Genomic DNA, 21,722 nt, shown 5'->3' with positions numbered 1-21,722 from the left:
CTATCTTTCTAGTAAATTAGACATATTTTGTTGACTGCTAAATAGTACATTCGACCCTGATATCATTTTTCCTTTTTTATATAGGGATTCTTGTTTCCTGGTTATGACTTAAGTCTAAAGTCCCTTTTCCAGTTCGCATTTTCAGAATAAAACTGCTGATATGTATTCTTATATAGAACACTAAGTTTATAAAGGACTTCGGCCTCCTTTAAATATTCCGGATCTCGAAATCGGGTTGCGTATAAAAGCATCTCATCTGCCTGTCTACGAATCAGATCTTCACCTTGAGTCAAATTCCCCTGTTCCAGCTCTTCTCTTGCCTGCTCCAGGATGAAAGCATTCTGGTATAATTTCAGTACTTTCTCTACCCGGTAATCTGCTTTTCGGTATCTCAATGTCGTATGATTGCTGAATTGAAGCGGTATCGTTCGGGACGGCTGCAAAACCACCTTCTGCTTAAGAACATCCATATAGGTCCATAAAGCAGTAACGATCGGATACACCCCCGATTGACGAGCACCGACACTCAGCTCAAGAACCAACTGCTTGGTTCTCCCTTCGGACAAAGAGCCTAAAGACAACGAGATGTTGCGATCATTCAGAACCTCCCCTTGGCAGCCATACATCTGTTCCACTTGAACGCCTTCTCCTAATTGAAGGTGCAGCTGGACTTCTTCGGCTATGCGCCGACGAAGTCCATTGGACTGCGTTTTCTGCTTCTGGACACCAGCCCTCCACTCGATCAGCAGAAAGACTTGACTAGTGCCGCCAGCGAACACATGGCTGTGGCTCCATGTATAATCCGAATACAAGCCTGACTGCAATACATCCACCTCTTTCCTCTTCTTCTAATAATGTACCAATAGAGAGGGACATCTTACTGTCACGGAACATATGTTCCCATCCTAATTTCGACAAAAAAAGACCACAGCCCTTATGAGCTGCGGTCTTTCGTGGATATGCTTTATGTCAGTTCGCGTACAAGGAAAACTGCGGCTAACCTCGGAATGCCCTTCCTTTACAATAAAATGGTGTTGACGACGGCAAGCAGCACAACATATATCCCTAAAGCGATCCCAATGAATTTGACCAGCTGGGTTGAGCCGATCAGGTACAACTCGATTGCGGCGGCGCTGTTTGCTGCCAATCCGGTCATTAGAGCAAATACAAGGAGGAAGAAAGCCGGCTTTACCAACAAGAAGCTGAGCAGTCCACTAACGATAAGCACCGTTCCGAACGGCAGCTGGAACGAGCCCATTTTGGCGATGTAATCCTTCATGTCGAGCTTTTGTTTGGTCATCATGTTCCCGGCAAGCCAGAACGAACCCAGCAGGATGACGGTTGAGAACAATCCCAGCAAAAGAAAACGGCTCCCCATGCCGAAATCGCTTAACAAGGCGGACATCATGCCCAGTCCGGAATAGAACATCCGCTTGACTCCAAGGCCGAACAACCAAAAACCGAGGATGCTGGAGGCCATCCCGATCAGGCCATAGATCATGCCTGTTTGATCCCCCCGCATGTTCAGGGCGCTCATCGGATTTTTCAATAGATTCAGCAGCACCTGACCATCGACTTGAACGGCCGATGAAGTTTTGGCATGCGAGCCTCCGGCCGATGCGGAATCGGGACGCCCATGTTCCGGCTCCGCCGCTGCCGCCGTGTATTTCGCCGAGATGTCGTTAGCGCATTGATGTGCGACGCCATCCGTTAATTCTTTACCGCAATGAATGCAAAAGCCCATTTTCTTCAAAACTCCTTTTCTCCTGTTATGGTTTATGTATACTGATTCAAGTTACGACCTAGTATAAAGGATAAATGTATTATTTTGTAACTGTTTCTGCCATAAAACGTCAGATTCAGACGATATTTTCTGTTTGTTTAGGATACTCCCATCCTGCAGCAGAATGAAAACGACTTCGATAGATTAACGCCAACCAACGCAAAAAAGCCCGGAGCGTTCTCCGGGTTTTAAAGGCTGCTTATTTGAATATACGGGATCTACTAACCTATTACCGCTGCCGAAGCGGACTTCGTATCTCCCATAAATCTTTCAGTGCGTTGAATGGGCGCGTACGTGACTTTATCGATTAATAAGCCGTTGCCTACGGGCTTTCCATTCACCGTTATCATAATTTTCTTCACGTTGTTATCTTTCATCATAATCGCAATCTCCTTTTATCTGCTAGATCATTTTATGTTCATTTCGTATGGGATGGCCTCTATGCGCTTGCTTGAATACATTACCCGCCGCATTGGCAAGTTAAACAACTTAGCTGCGAATGGATTCACTTCCCATGCGAATGTGGGTAATATATATTAATAGAAACCTGTCGAAATCTGATTCGTATTTACTATAAATAATCGAATGGTGGTGACCCCGCATGTTTAAGCCGTCAAAATCCAGGCTCATCCAACTTTCATTTATTCTGCTGGTGGCAGGAATCGCGCTGCCGGCCGGAGGACGGACCGCCAGCGCCAATTATTTCAATAATATGTACGATAATATCCAGCAGTTCACGGGACTCCCCGATGAAATAAACCAGCTTAAGAGCAACTATAACCAAGCCCTGCAAGAGCTTGATAAAGCCAAGATCGCTTCCGAACGGCTGCAGCAGCAAAATCTGACCCTGGCGGAACAGAACTCCAATCTTGCAGAGCAGAACCAGCAATTAACCCAAATGGTAAGCCAGTTACAGGAGGCTGAAGCCGCACGTAAGCGCGGGGCGGAACGTTTAAAAACGGTAGCGATCACCGCCGTGGCGTTGGCTGCCGGATACTTTGTCATCATTCGCGTCCTGCGATTCGGCATGCGCCGAACGAACCGTTCGAGATAGGACAAGCTCTTATTCAGATCCATACCATTCAACCAGGCAAAAGGAGGCGCGGCGATGATTATCCGAATGGAAGATGCGGCCGGCAGCGGAGCAGGTCAAGCGGTTACGTTCTCCTTGACGGAGGGGGACACGGCGCATGTCCTTCATCCCGAGCAGATCGTTGCCTATCGGGGACCCTCCTCCGGGCGCAGCGATCGACTTATGAACGTGAAGGGCATCTACCGCAAAAAAAAGCTGATCCGTGCCGACATTACGGGACCCAGCCAGTTTACGGCTGCGCTTCCCCCGGGCTTCAACATGCATGAAATTCAGCTGGAAGGCGAACAGGACATGCTCTATGATTTTCGTCATGTTTTCTTTTACACCCGGTTTGTTACGATGCAGACAAGAATACTGAAAATCAAAAACATGCTGGTCACGCGAGATGCCATTAAGATGAAGTTTTCCGGAAATGGCAGCATCGGCATTCTGACCCAAGGCCCGGTATGCAAAGTCAAGCTGCATCCTACCGAGCCGCTGTATGTGGACGCCGGAAGCATCATCGCCTACCCCGAAGCCGCTAAGCTGGACCTGACCGTATACGGCAATCATCTGGCCAGCCAGCACATGAACTATCACTGGAAGCTCACCGGCGACGGTTATGTGCTGTTTCAAGCGGGTCGCCAGAATCAGCGGCTCGTGAACGAATTAAACGACGAAGGCATCATCAAGCGATTCCTGCGGGAAGCAATTCCCTTCGGCGGAGTGTTTATCAAATAATCCGGCCGTGTTATAATGGAGGGCGTAATCGGACTGCATGCCGGTCACGGCACTTCATGCGGTCACAAGGACAACAGAAGACAATCCATGCGCTGCATCGGTGCGTGGGAGAGGTTCGTGAACTCCCTCTATAAAAAACTATCGTGTCTTATTCGGTGTTACACCCTAAGAATAAGGCTTGTTTTTTTACGGATTCAGTTCAATGAACTTCTCTTTCTTCTACGGGATCGGCCCTCTGGGGCTGTTCTTAAATTATGAAGGATGAGAGGTTTTTTTATGCTTAAAAATGAAAAAGCAGTCGTTGTTTTCAGCGGGGGGCAAGACAGCACCACCTGCCTGTTCTGGGCGAAGGAACGCTTCGCCGAAGTAGAAACCGTAACATTCGATTATGGCCAACGCCATAAGCTTGAAATAGAATGCGCGGCACAGATTGCCAAGGAGCAAGGCGTGAAGCAGACGGTGCTCGATATGAGCCTGCTTAATCAGCTGGCACCGAATGCATTAACGCGCAGCGATATCGAGATCGCCGAAGGCGACGGCTTGCCTACGACGTTTGTGGATGGCCGAAACCTGCTGTTCCTCAGCTTTGCAGCCGTGCTGGCCAAAGGCGTCGGAGCGAAGCATCTGATCACGGGCGTATGCGAGACGGATTTCAGCGGTTATCCCGACTGTCGGGACAGCTTCATCAAATCGCTCAACGTTACGCTGAACCTGGCCATGGATTACCCGTTCGTCATTCATACTCCGCTCATGTGGCTCGACAAATCCGAAACCTGGGAGCTTGCCGACCAGATGAATGCGCTCGAATATGTTCGCGATCATACGTTAACCTGTTATAACGGCATCAAGGGAGACGGCTGCGGGGAATGCCCTGCTTGCAAGCTGAGAAAAGCGGGGCTCGACAAGTATATGCAGCGCCGCAGCGGCATCTCCGAGAGGGGGCGCCTGGTATGAGCCGCGAGCCCGGGGCTTTCCGCATTGTAGAGCATCTGCAGAAGCTTGGCGAAGACATCGATGCCGGAAGCCTGCGTTACCATCGGAAGCGGGTGCTTGTTTCCAAAGAGTTTACCTTCGATGCTGCGCACCACCTGCATTGCTATGAGGGAAAATGCAAAAACCTGCATGGCCACACGTATAAAGTGGTTTTTGGTATCAGCGGAACTCCAAACGAGGTCGGCATTACCGTGGATTTTGGAGACATCAAGGATTGCTGGAAAACGAGTATCGAACCTTACCTGGATCACCGTTACCTGAACGAGACCTTGCCGCCGATGAATACGACAGCAGAGAACATGGTGGTCTGGTTGTTTGAGAAAATGGAGGAGGCCCTCCGCAGCAGAGAATCCTACGAGGAACAAGGCATGCGAACGGAATTCGTTCGCCTGTTCGAGACGCCGACCAGCTATGCCGAGGTCAGACGGGAGTGGATGATCCATGAATAATGTGCATGAAACGCCTGTTACGGATTCAAACGGGGGCTCCTCCCCTGCCATGACGGTGGACCGTCCGATTCCCGTGATGGAAATTTTCGGTCCTACCGTTCAAGGCGAAGGCATGGTCGTTGGCCGCAAGACGATGTTCGTTCGGACGGCGGGCTGCGACTATCGCTGTTCCTGGTGCGACTCCGCATTCACATGGGACGGTTCCGCAAAGGACTCCATCTCGCTGTTGAGCGCTGATGAGATCTGGCAAGAGCTGTACCGTCTGGGCGGAGAACGCTTCGATCACGTCACCCTGTCCGGCGGCAATCCAGCTCTTCTTCCCCAGCTTGGAGCGCTTGTGGATGAGCTGCATCGGCACGGAATTACCGTTGCCGTGGAGACCCAAGGCTCACGCTGGCAGGACTGGCTGAATCATATCGATGAAGTCACCATTTCCCCCAAGCCGCCAAGCTCGGGCATGGATACGGACTGGGGCAAGCTCGACGATATCGTCTCGCGTTTATCCGCCCGTCCGCCCGGCAGAACCTTCAGCCTGAAGGTTGTGGTCTTTGACGATAAGGACTTGACCTACGCGGAAACGGTCCATGAACGATATCCGAACGTGCCATTTTACTTGCAGACCGGTAATCCCGATGTAGGCACTGGGGACACGACTTCGCTTGTCTCCCATCTGCTGGACCGGTACGAGTCGCTTGTTGATGCGGTCATGCAATCCGACCGGTTAAACGATGTGCGCGTCTTGCCGCAATTGCATACGCTCGTCTGGGGGAATAAACGCGGCGTATAGTACGGCATCAAGAAATTACCGATGATTGGATTGAGTTTGAATTCATATACATGAAGGAGTTATCATAAATGGCTGGAAGACAAAAAGAAGAAATGGAAGACGTTACCCTGCTCGGCAACCAAGGCACGAAATACACCTTCGAGTATGATCCCGGCATTCTGGAGAGCTTTGACAATAAGCATCCCTACCGCGACTATTTCGTCAAGTTCAACTGTCCCGAATTTACAAGCTTATGCCCGATCACAGGCCAGCCGGACTTTGCGACCATCTACATCAGTTACATTCCGGATATCAAGATGGTGGAGAGCAAGTCCTTGAAGCTGTACCTGTTCAGCTTCCGCAATCACGGGGACTTTCATGAGGACTGCGTCAATATCATCATGAATGACCTGATCAAGCTGATGGATCCGAGATATATCGAGGTATGGGGCAAATTCACCCCGCGCGGCGGCATTTCCATCGATCCGTACTGCAATTACGGTCGCCCGGGCACCAAATACGAGGAGATCGCCGCGAATCGTCTGATGAACCATGACCTGTACCCCGAAAAGGTGGATAATCGGTAAGAAACCACCTTTATGGGTTGCGTCATGATATTTTCCGATGTTGATTAAGTAAAGGGATGTCCGCGCATGGCGGGCATCCCTTTTTGTCGTGTCGATCCGTGTATATCCTTGATTACAGCGGATATTCCATATTCCGAAGACGGTAATGAACACGCCGCTTCTTGTACAGCATTTTCCCGGCTTCGGCCACATCGCTTATAGTGCCTTTGTTGCTGATCGAACCGAATACGATCCCGGCGATCGGAATCAGCTGAAACAGCTTTTTCATCCCGAAGTTATCGGTATACGACTGGACGACTTCACGCCAGCCCTGCAGTTGCGAGAAGACCTGCTCCGTCGCCTGGACGTCGTCAAAACTGGCAAGCTCCTCCAGCACCGCTTTCTTTCCTACGATGTCGGCGGATGCAAACTGCAGGCATTTCACGATAAACACCCGCTCCCGGGGATCGTTCGGATCATACCCGTAACAAAGGGCCATCTCCTGAAGCACCTTGAGCGATTGACCGAGCACCATGGGAAGATCGGCCGCTATCGTAAATACGCCTCCGATTCCCGTTGCCGCCCCTTGGGCCGCCGCGAATTTGACCCGCTTTACCGTCAGCGTATCCGCTGCCGCATCCATGACCTGGAGCGGCAATTTCGCGGCTGCTGCCAGCGTAAGTCCGGAAGCCACCGCCTGCTCCTCTCCGTTCCCAGCCCCGCCCGACTCCGCCTCGCCTGATTTCGCGGAAGGGTCGTTCACCGCGGCTGAACCTTCCAATCCAGCGGTCTGAGCCAGAACGTTCATGACCGACTTCTCGCGAACCAGATGCTTCCCGCCGCTTTGAATAAATCCGCCTACCTCGTTCAAGGCGCTTCCGATTTTCTCTTGAACAGCCTTGGGCGTGAGGCGATCCAGCAGCATAAAGGGAATTCTTCCGAGCTTCTCCCAGAACATGACGTCCTTCTGCTCCTTCTCCCATTTCAAAATCTCTTGAAGCTGCGACTCCAGCTGTTGTCGTGATTCCATCTCTGCCATCCTCACTACTCCTCTATCCGGATTAAATCGATCTATGAAGGTTATACGCATAAAATTGAAGAAAGGCGCAATAAATTTCAAATTGAATCTTGCAACAGCATTCGCAAGGCGAACAAAAAAAGAGAACGACCCTTATCAGGTCGATCTCCCTTTGCTTATGTTAGCCGTCATGAAACGGCAGCAACGGATATGAACTTTATTTGCCCAAAAATGCGTTCAGCATCCACGAATGCTTCTGCACAGCGCTCGCCATGCCGGTCAACAGATCGGCTGTCGCATCGTCGCCCTCTTGGTTTGCTGCCTCGATACCGGACTTGAGCTCTCCGGCCACTTTCTCGAAATCCGCAACCAGCTGTCCGACCATCTGCTCGGCCGTGTTTTCATTCGAGACCTCCTGCAGCGTCGTCAGCTTCAAATATTGAGCCATGCTGGCGGCCGGTTTGCCGCCGATGGCCAGCATTCGCTCTGCCAGCTCATCCACATAACCAGCGGCCGTGTTGTACAGCTCCTCGAATTTCTCGTGCAGCACGTAGAACTGAGGACCTTTCACATACCAATGATAATGGTGCAGCTTCACGCCAAGCACACTCCAGTTGGCTACCTGCGTATTCAGAATTTGTTGAAGTTCATCGGTCGTATTTCCTTGTGCTTGTTGGGTTAGGTTACTCATCTATATCGTCTCCTTTGATATTGTATTTAGACTTATTCTAAATCCTTGAATTAATCATAACAGATTCCTGTCTCTTTTGCAAAGGAAATCGAAACTTCTCGGATGAAGATAGGATGAAGAAATTACCTCTGATTTATACCTATCCTAAATTATTTTTAAGACCGTCTGCTGTGATGGGCATCATATAGCTTCAGCTGCGAAATCCCTAGGATAACCCCAGAATTGATTTCATTTCCTTCCGTTTTTGCTTCGGATTCATCACGTACAACGTGTCCCCTGCCTCAATGACGGTGTTTCCTCTCGGCGTGATGATCCGCTTCTCCCGAATAATGGCCGTAAAGAGGATGTCGTCCGGCAGATTCAGCTGCTGAATTTCCTTGCCGACGATGGGCATATCCCCATCCACCAGCACGTGGTTGATCTCGGAATCCGTTTTTCCTAGTGCCATCAGCTCCAATAAGGACGGAGCCTTTGCTTTATCCTTCTCCACCAGTGCAAGCCTTTGCGTGAGCGGAGAGATTGTGGTGCCCTGGATCACCGCTGAAGTCAAAACAACAAAGAACACGACATTAAAAAACAATTCCCCCTGCCTGATTCCCGCCAGTACGGGATATGTAGCCAATACGATCGGTACGGCCCCGCGGAGGCCGGCCCATGAAATCAATATTTTCTCGCGGACGGCAAATTTGGCGAACAGCAGACTGCTGAACACGCCGATCGGCCTGGCGATGAAGATGAGAATCAAGGACAACAGGAGTCCTTGCCATACGACCTTCGACAGCTCGTTCGGGAAGACAAGAAGCCCGAGCAGCACAAACATCACGATCTGCATCATCCACGCAAAACCTTGGTTGAATGCTTGAATCGTCTTACGGTACGTCAGCTCGGTATTGCCGAGCAGCAAGGCCATAACGTATACGGCAAGCAAACCGCTGGCTCCAAGCCATGCGGCGGCGGCATACGTCAGCACGGCAAATCCTAAAGCGGTCACGGGGTATAACCCCGAAGAATCGAAGTTGATGCGATTGATCACATACATGGCCAGCATGCCGACAAGAATGCCGATAACCAGTCCCAATCCCATTTCCATGACAAAGGAAAAAATAAGCCCGAACAAATTTAGGCCCGGATGTTCTATCCATTCGATTAAGGACACGGTTAGAAACACCGCCATCGGGTCATTGCTTCCGGATTCGGCCTCGAGCGTCATTCGAAGCCTTTTCTTCAGATTCGTTCCGCCAAGAACCGAGAATACGGCTGCCGCATCCGTCGAGCCGACGATAGCGCCGATTAACAGCCCTTCTTTCAAAGAAATATCAAGCACGAAAGAGGCGCATAGTCCGATTACAACGGTTGTCAGCAGGACGCCTATCGTGGCAAGCGAAATGGCCGGACCCAGAACCGGCTTGATTTCTTTGAAGTCGGTCTGCATCCCGCCCTGAAACAAAATGACGATCAGTGCGAATATGCCGACCAACTGCGTGAGCTCCGCATTATCGTAATAAATGAAACGGCTGAGAATCATCCCGATCGCGATAAACAGCACCAGAGCGGGCATGCCGAAACGGAAAGAGAACTTGGTGGTCAATACGCCTGTCAGAAGCAAGGCGCCGCACAGCAAAATCATGGAATCAACAAAACTTGGCAAGCTCATCCCTCCGGCGTCAGATTCGTTCATTTATTATTACCCGAAAAACACCGCCTTTTCGCATACGCCTAAACCGTAAAACGCTTCGCTGCAGGGCTGGCTAACTCCGCCAACCGGACAATTCCGAATAGCCTTAGAAAACGTTTACTGGAAATTCCCTGCCCAATGACTTTATACTGGTAATAACAAGCGACATACATAGGGGAGGCGTCAATCGAGTGAAGATTTCTATGATGAAAAGCGATCAATTGCAACAAGCCGTCGAGCTGTCCGACCGTATTTTTCTTAAGCAGCCGGAGCAGCCTTCAATGGGGGTATCCTTCCCTCCGATATTCTCGCCGGGCATCAGCCATTCCTACGGTGCCTGGGATCAGGACAAACTGGTGTCTTTCATGGGATTCGTGCCGTTCACCATCCAGACTCGCGGTGCCCGATTAAATATTTTCTCCATCGGCTCCGTCTGCACGGACCCGGATTACCGGGGTCAGCGACTTGCAGGCAATCTCCTGGAACAGTGCATGCGGCATGGCGAGGCTTCCGGTGCATCCCTCATCCTTATTTCCGGCGGCAGATCCCTGTATACCCGGGCAGGCAGCCGTCTATTCGGGCGGGCGCTCCGGTTCCGTCTATCTCCGGCCGTCGTGGAGCCGCTGCGTGCTGCAACGGGAAAAAAAGTGAACATCCGGGCCATGCAGCCGCACGATTTGTTCCAGATCCAAAGACTGATGGAACAGCGGGAGGCTGGATATGTTACGACGGCTTCGGAGCTTAACAAGCTGCTGGATGCAAGCGCATACTCCAACGTGATCCGCCTTAAACAGCAGGTGCTTGTCGCCGAAGAAGACGGGGCGCTGACCGCTTTTGCCATCATCGCCGTACCCGGAGACACGATGACGCCTTCCAGGGAGTCTACCCTCGTCGAGTGGGGAGGAAGCCCTGAAGCAGCCGCACTGATTATAGCCGATGCCGTCGCATCCTTCAGCCTTTCAGAGCTTACGGTTCCGCTGCCTTGGCAGGATAAGGAGCTTGCCGCTTTAATCCAATCTGCCGGTACCCTGCCTGAGTATATTCGCAACGAGGGAACCATTTATTTGGTAAGCGGCCCGCAGCTGCTTCGTCAGCTGGCTCCTCTGCTTCCGGAGGGGTTGATCCAGGCGGACGGCGAACATGGTCCGTACCGTCTTACCCTGAGCCATGAAACGTTGGAGCTGGATGACGAAGGTTTGCTTTCCATCCTGTTCGATCCGGAATCCCCGTATCGGGCTAACGGGAGCGTAACCTTCGATCCTGTCCCTCTCCCTTACGCAACCGGACTTCAATATATATAATGGAAGAACTAAAGGTGCATCTGATCCTTTCCCTAAGCAGGAGAGGTCATATGCGCCTTTTTTACTTTCGCTTGAGATTGACTAACCTGGAACCTGTTCATCCCAAGCAGAACCAGCGTCGGTACTCGCATCCCGAGGAGTGGCCGTCCGCCTATTTTTCCCAGGATAAGTGCCCTTCCTCTCCGCTTCCACATAGAATGGGATAACCGATCTGATAGAAAGAGGTGCAAGGCCTTGAGTCATCAACCGAAAAGAGGGCTTCAATCCCAAACAAGCCTCGGTATCCCGGGTCTCATCCCTGGATACCCTTACTATCCTTATCCATACTATCCACCGTTTTATCCGGTCTATCCGTTTCCTCCGTTTTACCCGGGGTATCCCGGATTCCCCGGACATGGGCATGGGCATGGGCACGGTCCTTGGCATCCGGGACATGGCCCAGGACCGTGGCATCCGGGTGGACCTGGACATGGCCCCGGTGGACCTGGCGGTCCTGGACATGGGCACGGCCCCGGCGGTCCCGGGTACGGGCCGAGGGGTGCGAGAATGCAGCGCAACAAGCGTTAAACACAACTTCAAGCAAGCCCCGTGAAGCCAGATTGTCGCCGCAAACAAACCGCCCGGAAGAATCCGGGCGGTTTGTTCATCGTTCATGATGCATATGAGAATAACCCTTATCGTCTCTTCGTGGTTTCTTCACGATCCGGGCTAACAATGTTAGGACTCACGGCGCCGCCATTGCCATCGCCATAGCCTTGATACAGGTTAGGGTCCGGCACGGCATCCTCGGTGGCAGCAGCCGCTTCAGAACGCGAATCTACCGGTGCTCCTGTACCGCTGTAGGTACCTTCTTCACGGTAATGATGTTCATTGAGCGCGCTGTTGCTGCGGAATATATCATATACCTGGCCACCGTTCGACTCATCGGCATCCACCATGACCAGAATATGCCCTTCATCGACGTAGCCCCCATATTCCTCCGCTTGATCTTCCGGAATGCCAAGGCCGATCAGGCCTCCTACCAACCCGCCTGCACCGGCACCCACGGCGGCGCCCGTCAGCGTTGCCGCGATCGGTCCAGCGGCAATGATCGGACCAATGCCCGGAATGGCCAATGCGCCAAGACCTGCGAGCAATCCGGTGACGCCGCCCAGCACGCCGCCGGTAGCCGCTCCGGAGGCCAATCCCTCGGGCGCTTTGGTCCCGGTCTCGTCCTGAATATGGGAAGATTCGCCGCGATCCTTGGCAATGACAGAGATTTCATCGGCTCTGAATCCTTGCTGCTTTAGTTCCTCAATGGCTCGGGTTGCTTCCTGCTCCGTCCGAAAAGCTCCTACAATTTTCTGAGTCATATGAATTCCTCCTATTTGGTCATTTTCGGTTATCGCTGTACATCCCTAAATTAAACGCCCGCCGCCATAATCAAACAAGGAAACCGAATAACCGCTTGTAAAGAACCCCGTCGCAGAGCCGAAACTTCCACATATCGCCATGGATTGGGACTGGTAATATTTAACTCCATTAGCATTCATGTTAATATAGCAAGTAAGCACTTGTACCTTAAAAATTGAATAGGTTGGTGATTCCATGAACTGGTTCAAGCCTTTCGAGGACGATCTTGCCGCCGCTTTCTCGGCCTGCGAAGCAAGGCTGTCCGAATTCCCTGCTCCCCTGAACCAAATCGGTCTTTCATACCTCAGAAAGTTTGACGTCTTTGAGCAGGACAGTTCCAAAAATTACATCTGCTATCTGCTTCCCTTCTGGATGAAAGAACGGACCGCACTCCCTGCCGAGATATACCGTGATCTCTCCACGGCCAACATTATCGGCATGTTATACTACTTCATTCAAGACGACATCATGGACTCGCCTCATGACGGCCAGTCCTCTATCGATCCGAAACACCATCTCGCGCTTGCCAACCTGCTGTATTACGAATTTCTCACATCCTATCAACCCTACTTCCCGGCAAATTCAGAATTCTGGTCTTATCTCAAACACTATACGCACGAATGGTCGGAAGGCGTCATCCATGAAACCCGGGAGGATTACTTCAAGCACGACAGGGCCATGGTTGCCAAAAAGGCGGCTCCCGTAAAGCTGGGAAGCACCGCCGCACTGCTTCTATCGGATCAAGCAGACCTTATTCCACGAACGAACGATGTGATGAATCATGTGCTGCTTACCTTGCAGATGATGGACGATTGGACCGATTGGAAGCAGGATCTTGCAGATGGCAGCTACAACTGCCTGCTCTCCCTCATTAAATCGGAACGGGGGCAACCGCAGGACGCTGTTCTAACGATATCCGAAGTGCAGGAAGCCATCTTTATCAACAACATGCTGAAGCCTTATGCAGAGATTGCCGCTGCCACCCATGCCCATCTCTTATCGGTTGATATAGAGGCTCCGCATCTGATTTCCTTCCATCAAACCATGGTGGATGAACTTCAGAACGAAGCGAATCATATCGAAAATAGTAAAAAAACCTTGTCTTTTGGCGGGTTAAATTACCATTTGTCTATTCTAAACAAAAAATAATAGATTTTATATTTGTTCCATGGTATTCTTTAAGAGTAAAAAATAACCAATTTATTTGAAAGGGTGATTCTTATGACGACAGAAGCCATCTTTCAAACACAATTGATTCAAAAAGCCTGGGAGGATCCTAGCTTTAAGGCAAGACTGCTGAGCGATCCAAAGTCCGCGATCAAGGAAGTTCTTGGTGTACGGATTCCCGACCACATCGAGATTCGAACGCTTGAAGAGAATCCGGGCGAGCTGTATCTGGTCATCCCTCCGAATCCGACTAGCGTGATCAAATCGGAAGCCAAGGAAAGAGCCATCTGGTAAAGACTACATAACAGCCTGGACATTTCATAAATAGATGAATAGGTAAAAAGAGTGGGGACGGTAACCGCCATCGCTGCCGCAGCTTAGCGAATCATTCGCAAGCTGCGGGAAGCGTAATGACGGCATCGGTCCCCACTCCTTGTTTACTCGTAAAATAAATGTCCCCATCCATGGCCTCGATAATTCGGAAGGTCACCATCAGGCCAAGGCCCGTACCCTTCGTTTTGTTAGAGAAATAGGGCTCTCCCAGACGTGCCAGCACATCCGGCCCCATCCCCTCTCCATTATCCACCACATGAATAAACACCTGGCCTTGCTGGCGATAGCAGCGGATATGAACCAGCCCTTCGTCGCCCAGCGCCTCAATGCTGTTCTTCACGATGTTAATGAAGGCCTGCTTGAATTTCGAGGAATTGCCCCGAATCGTAATATCCTCCGGAATATCGACGGTAATTCTGCCTCCTTGCAGATGAGCCAGCGGGCCGAGTATGCCTTCGATATGCTTGAACTCCTCGGATATCCGCAGCACCGTGTCTTTGCCGAATTCCGGCTTGGCAAAGGTTAAGAAATCCGTAATGATGCCCGAGGCACGGTCCAGCTCGACCAAGGCCAGATCCAGATACTCCCGTTCGGTGGACTGGGCTTTTCCGGTGAGGAGCTGCAGGAATCCCCGCGTCACTTGCAGCGGGTTGCGAACCTCATGCGCGACCGATGCCGCAAGCTCACTGATGATCTCCATCTTCTCCGAACGCTGCAGCTCATTGTTGAACATCTCAAGCTCTTTGGAGTATTGAAGCATCTGTTCGTGATTTTTGGCAAAATGCCGTCCGAGAATAACGATGAGCGCAATAATGAAGCTGACGATGCCCCATTTCCAGAGGAACAGATTGTAGCTGCCCCGGGTCAGGAAAAACTGCAGCAGCTCGCCCAAACCCACAATGGCAAACACCGCAAAGCCAGCGTTGAAAATAATGGCGTCCTTATTTCCCTTAACGGCATAGTACATCGAGCTTCCGACCAGCAGTACGAATTGAACAATCATGACAAAACCCAGGACCTGAGCGGAGAAGAAATAATACAGGTCGAACCATTGATTAAAGGCCCATTGATTGAAGATCAGGAACAGGCCGCAGAACAGCGAATAGAATACCTGGAACTTCCGAAGTTTGCGCAGCACGCCCCTCCAGCCGGGGCCGAAGATTTTTTCAAAAAAGAGACTGAACGAAGGAAGTAAAATAAATAATGAGATGTCATATAACTGAGTATATAAATTTCCATATTCATCAAAAATCGTATAAAGAAACGGGGAGTATGTAAATACCAGTATGCCAACGGATAAAATAATAAACGATAATGACAGGACGGTAATCAAATATTTTCTGTTCAGAAACACGGCGCAGATCAGCATCACCAATGCAATAAAAACAAAGGCGCTCCCGAGGATGATATCCACCAGATTCGACTTCACGAACTGGTTCAACAGATCATGATAGTTGCCGACCAGTATTTTCCCTTCCATCGTCACATGATCTCGCGCGGTTTCCAGCCAGATGTACAGATCCTTCCCGAGTAAGTCCTGGTGAAGGGGAAGCAAAATGTAGTTCAGCTCATAATTGTACGTACGGGTTGATTCGTAAATCTTCTCATGGTCCGCATATACCGCAACCTGCTGTCCGTGCAGCTTGTCAATCAAAATGCCGGGGGATGCCGATGATATTTCGGGAATCTTCATTTGAATCCATGCGGATGCCTTGGCATGCGGCTTGGAAGGCGTCGAAGCTCCGGTCGAAGTTACCAGCCAGTCATCCCTGTGGGCCGGTACGCTGTCCGGTACCCCTCGGGTTTCGGACCAAAGGATTTTCCACTCCTTAATCGCTGCCCGAGCTGCCGTTTCTTCGGTGGCAAAGACAAGCCCAGGTAACCCCTGGCTAAAAGCTATAACGATGATCAGGAACACAGCGATTCTCCATCCAGACCTCATGAACACACCTCAAACATTATAATGGGTGATTCTCTTACTGTGTTATTCGCTGCGGCAAAACCTTCCACCTTCTAATTTTCGGAAAAATGATAAAATTTTCTATTATTGATATAACAAAGAGAGATGCAGCGCGGCATCTCTCTTGATTGGAAATCTAAACCTCCAATGAATCAGGAACGGACGGAAAGCGAATGATCGCCTCGGTGCCGCTTCCTTTTTCACTGATAAAATGAATGGTTCCTCGCATCGCTTCGATGATTCGGAAGGTGACCATCAGGCCAAGCCCCGTCCCTTTCGACTTATTCGAGAAATACGCCTCGCCCAGCCTCTCCAGATCCCCAGCCTCTATTCCAATGCCGTCATCTTGGATGTGAATCACGACTTCACCTGATTCGGCATAGGCCCAGATGCGAATAACGCCTTCTCCATCCAGTGCCTCGATGCTGTTCTTGACGATATTAATCATCGCTTGCTTCAGTTTGGATGAATTACCGTTGATGTATAATTCCTTGGCGTCATCCAGTTCGATCGTGCCCCCGCTCAGATTCGCAAGCGGCAGCAGAATGCCTTTCACATGCTTCAGCTCCTCATACACGTTCAGCCTGGTCTCATGCTCCAATTCAGGCTTGGCAAACGTGAGGAAATCCGTGATGATCCCGGAAGCCCGGTCCAGTTCTTTCAGCGCCAAGCCAAAATACTCCTTTTCCGTCTGCTTGGAGTTCTCGGCCAAAAGCTGCATGAAGCCGCGCGTCACTTGCAGCGGATTTCGAACCTCGTGCGCAACCGAAGCGGCGAGCTCGCTGATGATCTCCATTTTCTCCGATCGCTGAAGTTCTTGATTAAACATCTCCAGCTCCCGGGAATATTGCAGCACTTGCTCATGGCTTCGGGCGAATTTACGCCCCAGCAATATGATCAGGGAGACGATCAGGCCGATAACGCCCCATTTCCACAGAAAGAGCTCATAATGCCCGTCATGGTAATAGAAGGCCAGCATATCTCCGAGCGTCGCTATCGCCATCATGCCGAAGCCTGCGGTAAAAATATAAGCGTCCTTGTTGCGCTTGGCAGCGTACAGAATCGTGGTACCGATCAGCAGCACCATCTGCAGGATAATCAGGATGCCGAGAATCTTCACGGAGAAGAAATAGTACATATCATAAAACGAATGATGGCTCAGAACATGTACCGCAAGGAAAACCAGGCAGATCCCGGAGTAGGCCATCTGAATTCTTCGGCCGTAGCGAATGATCCGGTAGGGACCGGGTCCGTAGATTTTCTCGAAATAGAAATACAGCGCCGGCAAAACGGTGAAAAGCGAAATATCAAATACCGAGACCCATACGCTGCCGAGTTCGCCATAAAAGGTGTACAGGAACGGCGAGTACGTAATTAGCAAGGCTCCGCTTGCCAGAATGATCACGCTCAGGGACAGCCAGCTGGATACCGTATGCTTCGGAAGGAACAAGCAGCAGAAGAACATGACCACCGCAATAAACAAAAAGGAGCTGCCTAATATAAAATCCTCCAAATCCTTCTTGATAAAACCTCTACGCAGATCATCATACTCGCCGAGCATGATCTCGCTATCGATGCCTAACGTCATATCGCTAGAACCGTTTGTCCATATATAAACGGTTTTGCCGGCATCATCCGGATGAAAAGGAAGCAGCAGCGAATGATTCGTATACATATAGTCCCGCTTGGCTTCATACACCGGTTCATCGTTCAAGAAAGCCAGAACATCCTGCCCCTTGATCCGGTCAATCATAATGGCCGATTGTTTCCAAGGAAGGTCGGGCAGGGTAAAACGATTCCATGCTGAAGATACCCCATCTGACTTTGGGGGTTCTTTGTTCTCTGGTGTCCCTGTCAGCCAACCGCTTGAATTCCGAATGCCGGCCGGCGAAACAACCTCCTGTTGTTCGTTATCCCACATAAACTGCCAATCAGGTATCACGGTATGAGCACGCTCAGCATCCGATTGTCCCGGTGATAAAATCGATATAATCAGCAGCAGCGGCACGACCAGCAGAAGCAGGAATATGGATTTGGGCATATCCTTCATCTAGTCAGCACCTCTAACCGTTATTGTCAATATAAATCCGCCTTCTTCTCCATCCTTTGCCGATTCGACAAACTTCGAGTTCATTTACAATCAATATAACATGAAATGCCATGTATCGTTTGTAAAATTTTATTTACGTTCATTGCGACAACAGGCCGAAAAGCAAGAATGGCGGTGCAAGGATCATATCCTTGAGCACCGCCATTTCTTCATTTGGCATGTTTTTCATCTGACAAACCTTACCTCTATTGAGCACACCTGCTTACAGAATGACTAATGCTTCTAATGCGTAGAGTTTGAAGCAAGGCCGACTTTATCGACCATCCGCTGGCTTTCGTCGTTCAACCCTATGAGCGTGAGGTCTTTCCCCGCTTCCTTGTACTTATGCCATACCTTCGAAATGGCATTCGTGGCTGACTGATCCCATACATGGGATTTGGAAAAATCAATCACGACATGTTCCGGATCATCGTTCACGTCAAACAGATTTACAAAATACATCATCGTTCCGAAAAACAGCTGTCCCCGGATTTCGTATACCTTGGTGCCGTTCGGCTGCATATGGGGCACGGCGTGGATTTTGGCCATCTTCCACCCGAAATTCAGGGCGCTTAAGATAATCCCGATCATGACCCCGATGGCCAGATTATGAGTCGCTACCACAATGATGACCGTTGCCAGCATGACGATGGCATCCCCTAACGGCACGCGGTGAAGCGTGCGAAGCGATCCCCATTCAAACGTGCCGATCGAAACCATAAACATGACCCCGACAAGCGCCGCCATCGGAATCTGTTTCACGACATCCCCGAGCACAATGATGAGGAACAGCAGAAACACGCCGGAAACCAAGGTGGATAACCGGGTGCGCCCTCCCGATTTCACATTAATCACCGTCTGTCCGATCATGGCGCAGCCCGCCATGCCGCCAAAGAATCCGGTGATCACGTTGGAAACGCCCTGACCGCGGATTTCCCGGTTCTTGTCGCTGCCCGTCTCGGTCATCTCATCCACGAGCGACGCGGTAAGCAGCGATTCCGTCATCCCGACGACAGCAAGAGCCAGGGAAATAGGCAATATCGTCATGATCATGTCCAAGCTGACGGTTACATTCGGAATGTGGAAGAACGGCAGTGCCTGGGTAATGTTGCCCATGTCCCCGACCGTTTGCACCGGAGCTTTGAACCAAACCGCAACGATGGTCATCACGATGATCGCAACGAGTGCCGACGGAACCGCTTTGGTTACCAGCGGCAATAAATAAATGATCAGCAGCGTGCCGATCACCATCAAGTACATCGGCCACGATTCGCCCTTGAAATTCGGAAGCTGGGCCAGAAAAATGATGATGGCCAGGGAATTCACGAAGCCGGTGATGACCGGCTGGGGAACAAACGTGATAAAACGTCCGAACTTGAGCGCTCCCATCAACCATTGCAAGATTCCCGTCAAAATCGTTGCCGCATACAAATACTCGATCCCGTGCATAGCCACAAGCGGTCCCATCAATGACGCCATGGCCCCTGTCGCCGCTGAGATCATGCCGGGACGGCCGCCGAAAAACGAAATGCTGACGGCAATCACGAAGGACGCATAGAGTCCCACCATCGGATCAACGCCTGCCATGATAGAGAAGGCGATCGCTTCCGGGATGAGAGCGAACGCTACTGTCAGACCCGATAAAATATCTTTGCGCGAGTTGCCAAAGAAGCCTTGTCTAATCCATTGAAACAAAGTCCTGATCACTTCCTGTTCTGTTGTTGGTTGTTGACAATCCACTCTCAGAATTGTCCCGGTCCGTTAGTCGCTTTTTCGATTATAACGGGATCATTTTAAAATTTCATTGTTCAATTTAAGGGAAATAATCCACGAAATCATTCATTTTCTCTCATTTATCTTGTGTTTGGTCCATTTTCCTTATTTGAAAATTTTCATAATACGTCAACCGACAGGGAAAGATAGAGCTTGCTTGGTTTACCATAACCTGAATGTTTCGGGATTCATTCTTGATTCAGCGGGTAAAGTCGAAGTATAGAAACCTATTGTAATTGAAAACAAGGAAGGAGATGGACACGATGCGAGACGAAAACAATCGGAATACGCTGGCAGATTTGACATATTTGGAATTCGAGGCCAAACGGAAAGTCGAGGATACGGATTTGATTCCGCAAGACGATCTGAGAGACGTCAACACCTATACGGAGCAAAGCCTAAGCAGCGAAGACGCGGATCATATCGCGTACGATCAGAGTGAAGCGGCTCCTGCGGATGCAAAACCGGAGGAGCGGATGAACCCCGATCACAGCGCCATCGATGCATGGGAAGCTACAGGTGCCGATCCGGATCAACGGACCATTGCCGATGAGCGGTTATCCTTGTCATCCGATGCCGGAGAAGCCGACGAGGTGCGGCTGGACCGTACCGCCGACGAAACGGTTATTCGCGATGTCGCGGACGACGAGACGGACCGGGAATGGCGGGCCAGCGAGGGTGAGCCCCCAACTCGTCCGGGTGACGAGGTCATCGCCGAGTACACCGGCGATACGGAGCAGAGAGTCGCAGCCGACGCCGCGTTTTCAGGCAGCGGTACCGCCTTTCTGAATCAGGACATTTTTATGAATTACCCTTCGGGTGAAGAGGAGTATACGCCGCTGGAGGATGTGCCGGACGCGGACGCGATTGCGGCCAACAGCCCGGTGGATCCCGCCGCGCCTCCGACGGAACAGATGCACGGAACCGATTTGCTGAACGGCAGCAATGGCGAGGACGACTAAAACCTGCAAGACCCGCCTCTCCTTATAGGAAGGCGGGTCTTATACTAGCACTGTATGATCCCTCTATTTTCCGAATATGATATCCAGCCAGCCGAGAAATGACATCCACAACAGGATGCCGATCAGGGTACCCCATATGAGTGCCGTTAATATGTTGCCCTTTCTTTCCATGCCTACGCCTCCCATACAACCGTCTTTATAGTAAAACAGTATGGGTCAAGCTATCAGTTCTTATACCAGCCGTTCATTTCAAAGATTCGATTTCATAGGAGGAACAGCCGATGAAGAAACAACCTGACGAGAAGCACCGTTTAGTGACCGAACGCGACATCGATGAGGAATTCGGCCTGTTTGTCGAGGATTCCTATCCGGACAGCATTCCGATACCCGACAGCATCAAACACGAGAAGCCGGATGGCAGTGGTACGAGTAACCGCGGAAATCCTCCGTCATCCTAAACAACACCGGGCAGGAATCGTGATCCTCTTCTTTCACCCATGCCATACCTTCCAACATACACTACACCATACGACCCTGGAAGGATGATGCCTCATATGAAAGGATTGCCGATCCATCCCTGCAGACATAAGATCACCCTGCAGCAGCGACTGGCCTCGTTGACCGGACATCTGGTGGAAATCAACGCGCCGAACACCGGGTTGGAACCCGGACGGCTGCAGCGGGTATTCCCGAAAAATTTCATCAAGGTGCAGGGCGAGCTTTTTGTGCCGTCCAGTCTCAACTCGGTTCGGGTATTCGATGTCAAGCCGCCGGGCAAAACGGTGCGGGTTGGGGTACGGACCACCTTCCCGACGCGCGGCGCCTTCGACCGGATCCGGCTTGTCAGAATCGGAGCCGATTTCATCGAATTGCTTGCCAAGGACAAGAACCGTTCGCGGATTCTGCTCCCTTTAAACAAAGTGGAGGGCATATTTCCTGCCAAGTAAAGACGTACAATGCTCCCCATTTCCTGAAGCTTCCGGACTTGTAC

23 protein-coding genes and 1 riboswitch are annotated in these 21,722 nt (G+C 50.8%); of the genes, 12 read left to right on the top strand and 11 right to left on the bottom strand.

Going from position 1 to position 21,722, the window contains the following annotated elements; genetic code table 11:
- Positions 1-101 precede the first annotated feature (101 nt).
- The 3 genes from MHI43_RS07120 to MHI43_RS07110 all read right to left on the bottom strand — a co-directional run bounded on the left by MHI43_RS07120 (position 102) and on the right by MHI43_RS07110 (position 2,163).
- Positions 102-833 carry a hypothetical protein gene (locus tag MHI43_RS07120; RefSeq protein ID WP_036662534.1) on the bottom strand — a complete coding sequence of 244 codons (732 nt, stop codon included), beginning with the start codon at positions 831-833 and terminating at the stop codon, positions 102-104.
- Positions 834-1,018: 185 nt separating this feature from the next.
- A complete protein-coding gene (locus MHI43_RS07115) occupies positions 1,019-1,744 on the bottom strand; it encodes a hypothetical protein (RefSeq protein ID WP_036662633.1) in 726 nt (241 codons plus the stop codon).
- A 260-nt stretch (positions 1,745-2,004) separates the two neighbouring features.
- Positions 2,005-2,163, bottom strand: a complete 159-nt coding sequence (locus MHI43_RS07110; protein WP_009591751.1) for a hypothetical protein — start codon at positions 2,161-2,163, stop codon at positions 2,005-2,007.
- 221 nt (positions 2,164-2,384) lie between these two features.
- Between MHI43_RS07110 and MHI43_RS07105 the strand changes: the two genes are divergently transcribed.
- From MHI43_RS07105 to queF, 6 genes are all read left to right on the top strand, one after another.
- Positions 2,385-2,837 (top strand): cell division protein ZapB, encoded by a 453-nt coding sequence (locus tag MHI43_RS07105; protein WP_015733928.1) that lies wholly within the window; start codon positions 2,385-2,387, stop codon positions 2,835-2,837.
- A gap of 54 nt (positions 2,838-2,891) precedes the next feature.
- Positions 2,892-3,596 (top strand): AIM24 family protein, encoded by a 705-nt coding sequence (locus MHI43_RS07100; RefSeq protein WP_036662531.1) that lies wholly within the window; start codon positions 2,892-2,894, stop codon positions 3,594-3,596.
- A 109-nt stretch (positions 3,597-3,705) separates the two neighbouring features.
- Positions 3,706-3,737: riboswitch (PreQ1 riboswitch) on the top strand.
- A 135-nt stretch (positions 3,738-3,872) separates the two neighbouring features.
- The gene (queC, locus tag MHI43_RS07095; protein ID WP_036662529.1) at positions 3,873-4,550 is read left to right on the top strand and encodes a 7-cyano-7-deazaguanine synthase QueC; all 678 of its coding nucleotides are present in this window, start codon (positions 3,873-3,875) and stop codon (positions 4,548-4,550) included.
- The gene (gene queD / locus MHI43_RS07090) at positions 4,547-5,038 is read left to right on the top strand and encodes a 6-carboxytetrahydropterin synthase QueD (protein WP_036662528.1); all 492 of its coding nucleotides are present in this window, start codon (positions 4,547-4,549) and stop codon (positions 5,036-5,038) included. Before queC ends, queD begins: the two co-directional genes overlap by 4 nt.
- A gap of 49 nt (positions 5,039-5,087) precedes the next feature.
- A complete protein-coding gene (gene queE, locus MHI43_RS07085) occupies positions 5,088-5,825 on the top strand; it encodes a 7-carboxy-7-deazaguanine synthase QueE (protein WP_049788788.1) in 738 nt (245 codons plus the stop codon).
- A gap of 68 nt (positions 5,826-5,893) precedes the next feature.
- On the top strand, positions 5,894-6,391 hold the full coding sequence (gene queF / locus MHI43_RS07080) for a preQ(1) synthase (protein ID WP_009591586.1): 498 nt from the start codon (positions 5,894-5,896) through the stop codon (positions 6,389-6,391).
- A gap of 112 nt (positions 6,392-6,503) precedes the next feature.
- On the opposite strand, the gene MHI43_RS07075 is transcribed toward queF, so the two are convergent.
- From MHI43_RS07075 to MHI43_RS07065, 3 genes are all read right to left on the bottom strand, one after another.
- A complete protein-coding gene (locus MHI43_RS07075; RefSeq protein ID WP_036662523.1) occupies positions 6,504-7,409 on the bottom strand; it encodes an EcsC family protein in 906 nt (301 codons plus the stop codon).
- Positions 7,410-7,605: 196 nt separating this feature from the next.
- Positions 7,606-8,079: a DNA starvation/stationary phase protection protein gene (locus tag MHI43_RS07070; protein ID WP_036662521.1), complete on the bottom strand. Its 474-nt coding sequence runs from the start codon at positions 8,077-8,079 to the stop codon at positions 7,606-7,608.
- Positions 8,080-8,284: 205 nt separating this feature from the next.
- The gene (locus MHI43_RS07065; RefSeq protein WP_036662520.1) at positions 8,285-9,733 is read right to left on the bottom strand and encodes a potassium/proton antiporter; all 1,449 of its coding nucleotides are present in this window, start codon (positions 9,731-9,733) and stop codon (positions 8,285-8,287) included.
- A gap of 212 nt (positions 9,734-9,945) precedes the next feature.
- On the opposite strand from MHI43_RS07065, the gene MHI43_RS07060 reads away from it, so the two are divergent.
- Complete coding sequence (locus MHI43_RS07060) at positions 9,946-11,055, top strand: GNAT family N-acetyltransferase (protein ID WP_036662518.1); 1,110 nt, start codon at positions 9,946-9,948, stop codon at positions 11,053-11,055.
- 292 nt (positions 11,056-11,347) lie between these two features.
- On the opposite strand, the gene MHI43_RS07055 is transcribed toward MHI43_RS07060, so the two are convergent.
- Entirely contained in the window at positions 11,348-11,638 is a 291-nt protein-coding gene (locus tag MHI43_RS07055; protein WP_341283246.1) for a hypothetical protein, read from the bottom strand.
- 91 nt (positions 11,639-11,729) lie between these two features.
- Positions 11,730-12,407, bottom strand: a complete 678-nt coding sequence (locus MHI43_RS07050) for a general stress protein (RefSeq protein WP_009591703.1) — start codon at positions 12,405-12,407, stop codon at positions 11,730-11,732.
- 235 nt (positions 12,408-12,642) lie between these two features.
- Between MHI43_RS07050 and MHI43_RS07045 the strand changes: the two genes are divergently transcribed.
- Both MHI43_RS07045 and MHI43_RS07040 read left to right on the top strand, forming a co-directional pair.
- Positions 12,643-13,596 (top strand): hypothetical protein, encoded by a 954-nt coding sequence (locus tag MHI43_RS07045; protein WP_015733919.1) that lies wholly within the window; start codon positions 12,643-12,645, stop codon positions 13,594-13,596.
- Positions 13,597-13,668: 72 nt separating this feature from the next.
- The gene (locus MHI43_RS07040; protein ID WP_015733918.1) at positions 13,669-13,908 is read left to right on the top strand and encodes an NHLP leader peptide family RiPP precursor; all 240 of its coding nucleotides are present in this window, start codon (positions 13,669-13,671) and stop codon (positions 13,906-13,908) included.
- Between the two features lie 91 nt (positions 13,909-13,999).
- Here MHI43_RS07040 and MHI43_RS07035 read toward each other — a convergent pair whose 3' ends face one another.
- The 3 genes from MHI43_RS07035 to MHI43_RS07025 all read right to left on the bottom strand — a co-directional run bounded on the left by MHI43_RS07035 (position 14,000) and on the right by MHI43_RS07025 (position 19,691).
- Positions 14,000-15,889 carry a sensor histidine kinase gene (locus MHI43_RS07035; RefSeq protein ID WP_200868613.1) on the bottom strand — a complete coding sequence of 630 codons (1,890 nt, stop codon included), beginning with the start codon at positions 15,887-15,889 and terminating at the stop codon, positions 14,000-14,002.
- Between the two features lie 154 nt (positions 15,890-16,043).
- Positions 16,044-17,948 carry an ATP-binding protein gene (locus tag MHI43_RS07030; protein WP_341283245.1) on the bottom strand — a complete coding sequence of 635 codons (1,905 nt, stop codon included), beginning with the start codon at positions 17,946-17,948 and terminating at the stop codon, positions 16,044-16,046.
- A gap of 291 nt (positions 17,949-18,239) precedes the next feature.
- On the bottom strand, positions 18,240-19,691 hold the full coding sequence (locus MHI43_RS07025; RefSeq protein WP_015733915.1) for a SulP family inorganic anion transporter: 1,452 nt from the start codon (positions 19,689-19,691) through the stop codon (positions 18,240-18,242).
- A 341-nt stretch (positions 19,692-20,032) separates the two neighbouring features.
- Here MHI43_RS07025 and MHI43_RS07020 point away from each other — a divergent pair, with 341 nt between their 5' ends.
- The 3 genes from MHI43_RS07020 (at position 20,033) to MHI43_RS07010 (ending at position 21,678) form a co-directional block, all read left to right on the top strand.
- Positions 20,033-20,731 (top strand): hypothetical protein, encoded by a 699-nt coding sequence (locus MHI43_RS07020; protein ID WP_036662510.1) that lies wholly within the window; start codon positions 20,033-20,035, stop codon positions 20,729-20,731.
- A gap of 281 nt (positions 20,732-21,012) precedes the next feature.
- On the top strand, positions 21,013-21,189 hold the full coding sequence (locus MHI43_RS07015) for a hypothetical protein (protein ID WP_015733913.1): 177 nt from the start codon (positions 21,013-21,015) through the stop codon (positions 21,187-21,189).
- Positions 21,190-21,285: 96 nt separating this feature from the next.
- Positions 21,286-21,678: a hypothetical protein gene (locus MHI43_RS07010; RefSeq protein WP_015733912.1), complete on the top strand. Its 393-nt coding sequence runs from the start codon at positions 21,286-21,288 to the stop codon at positions 21,676-21,678.
- Positions 21,679-21,722 lie beyond the last annotated feature (44 nt).

This window comes from Paenibacillus sp. FSL H8-0457, assembly GCF_038051935.1.
In the GTDB taxonomy this organism is placed as follows: Bacteria; Bacillota; Bacilli; order Paenibacillales; family Paenibacillaceae; genus Paenibacillus_AQ; species Paenibacillus_AQ lautus_A.
Note: the sequence above shows the minus strand (reverse complement) of the source record. Positions and strands in the feature narration are given on the sequence as shown.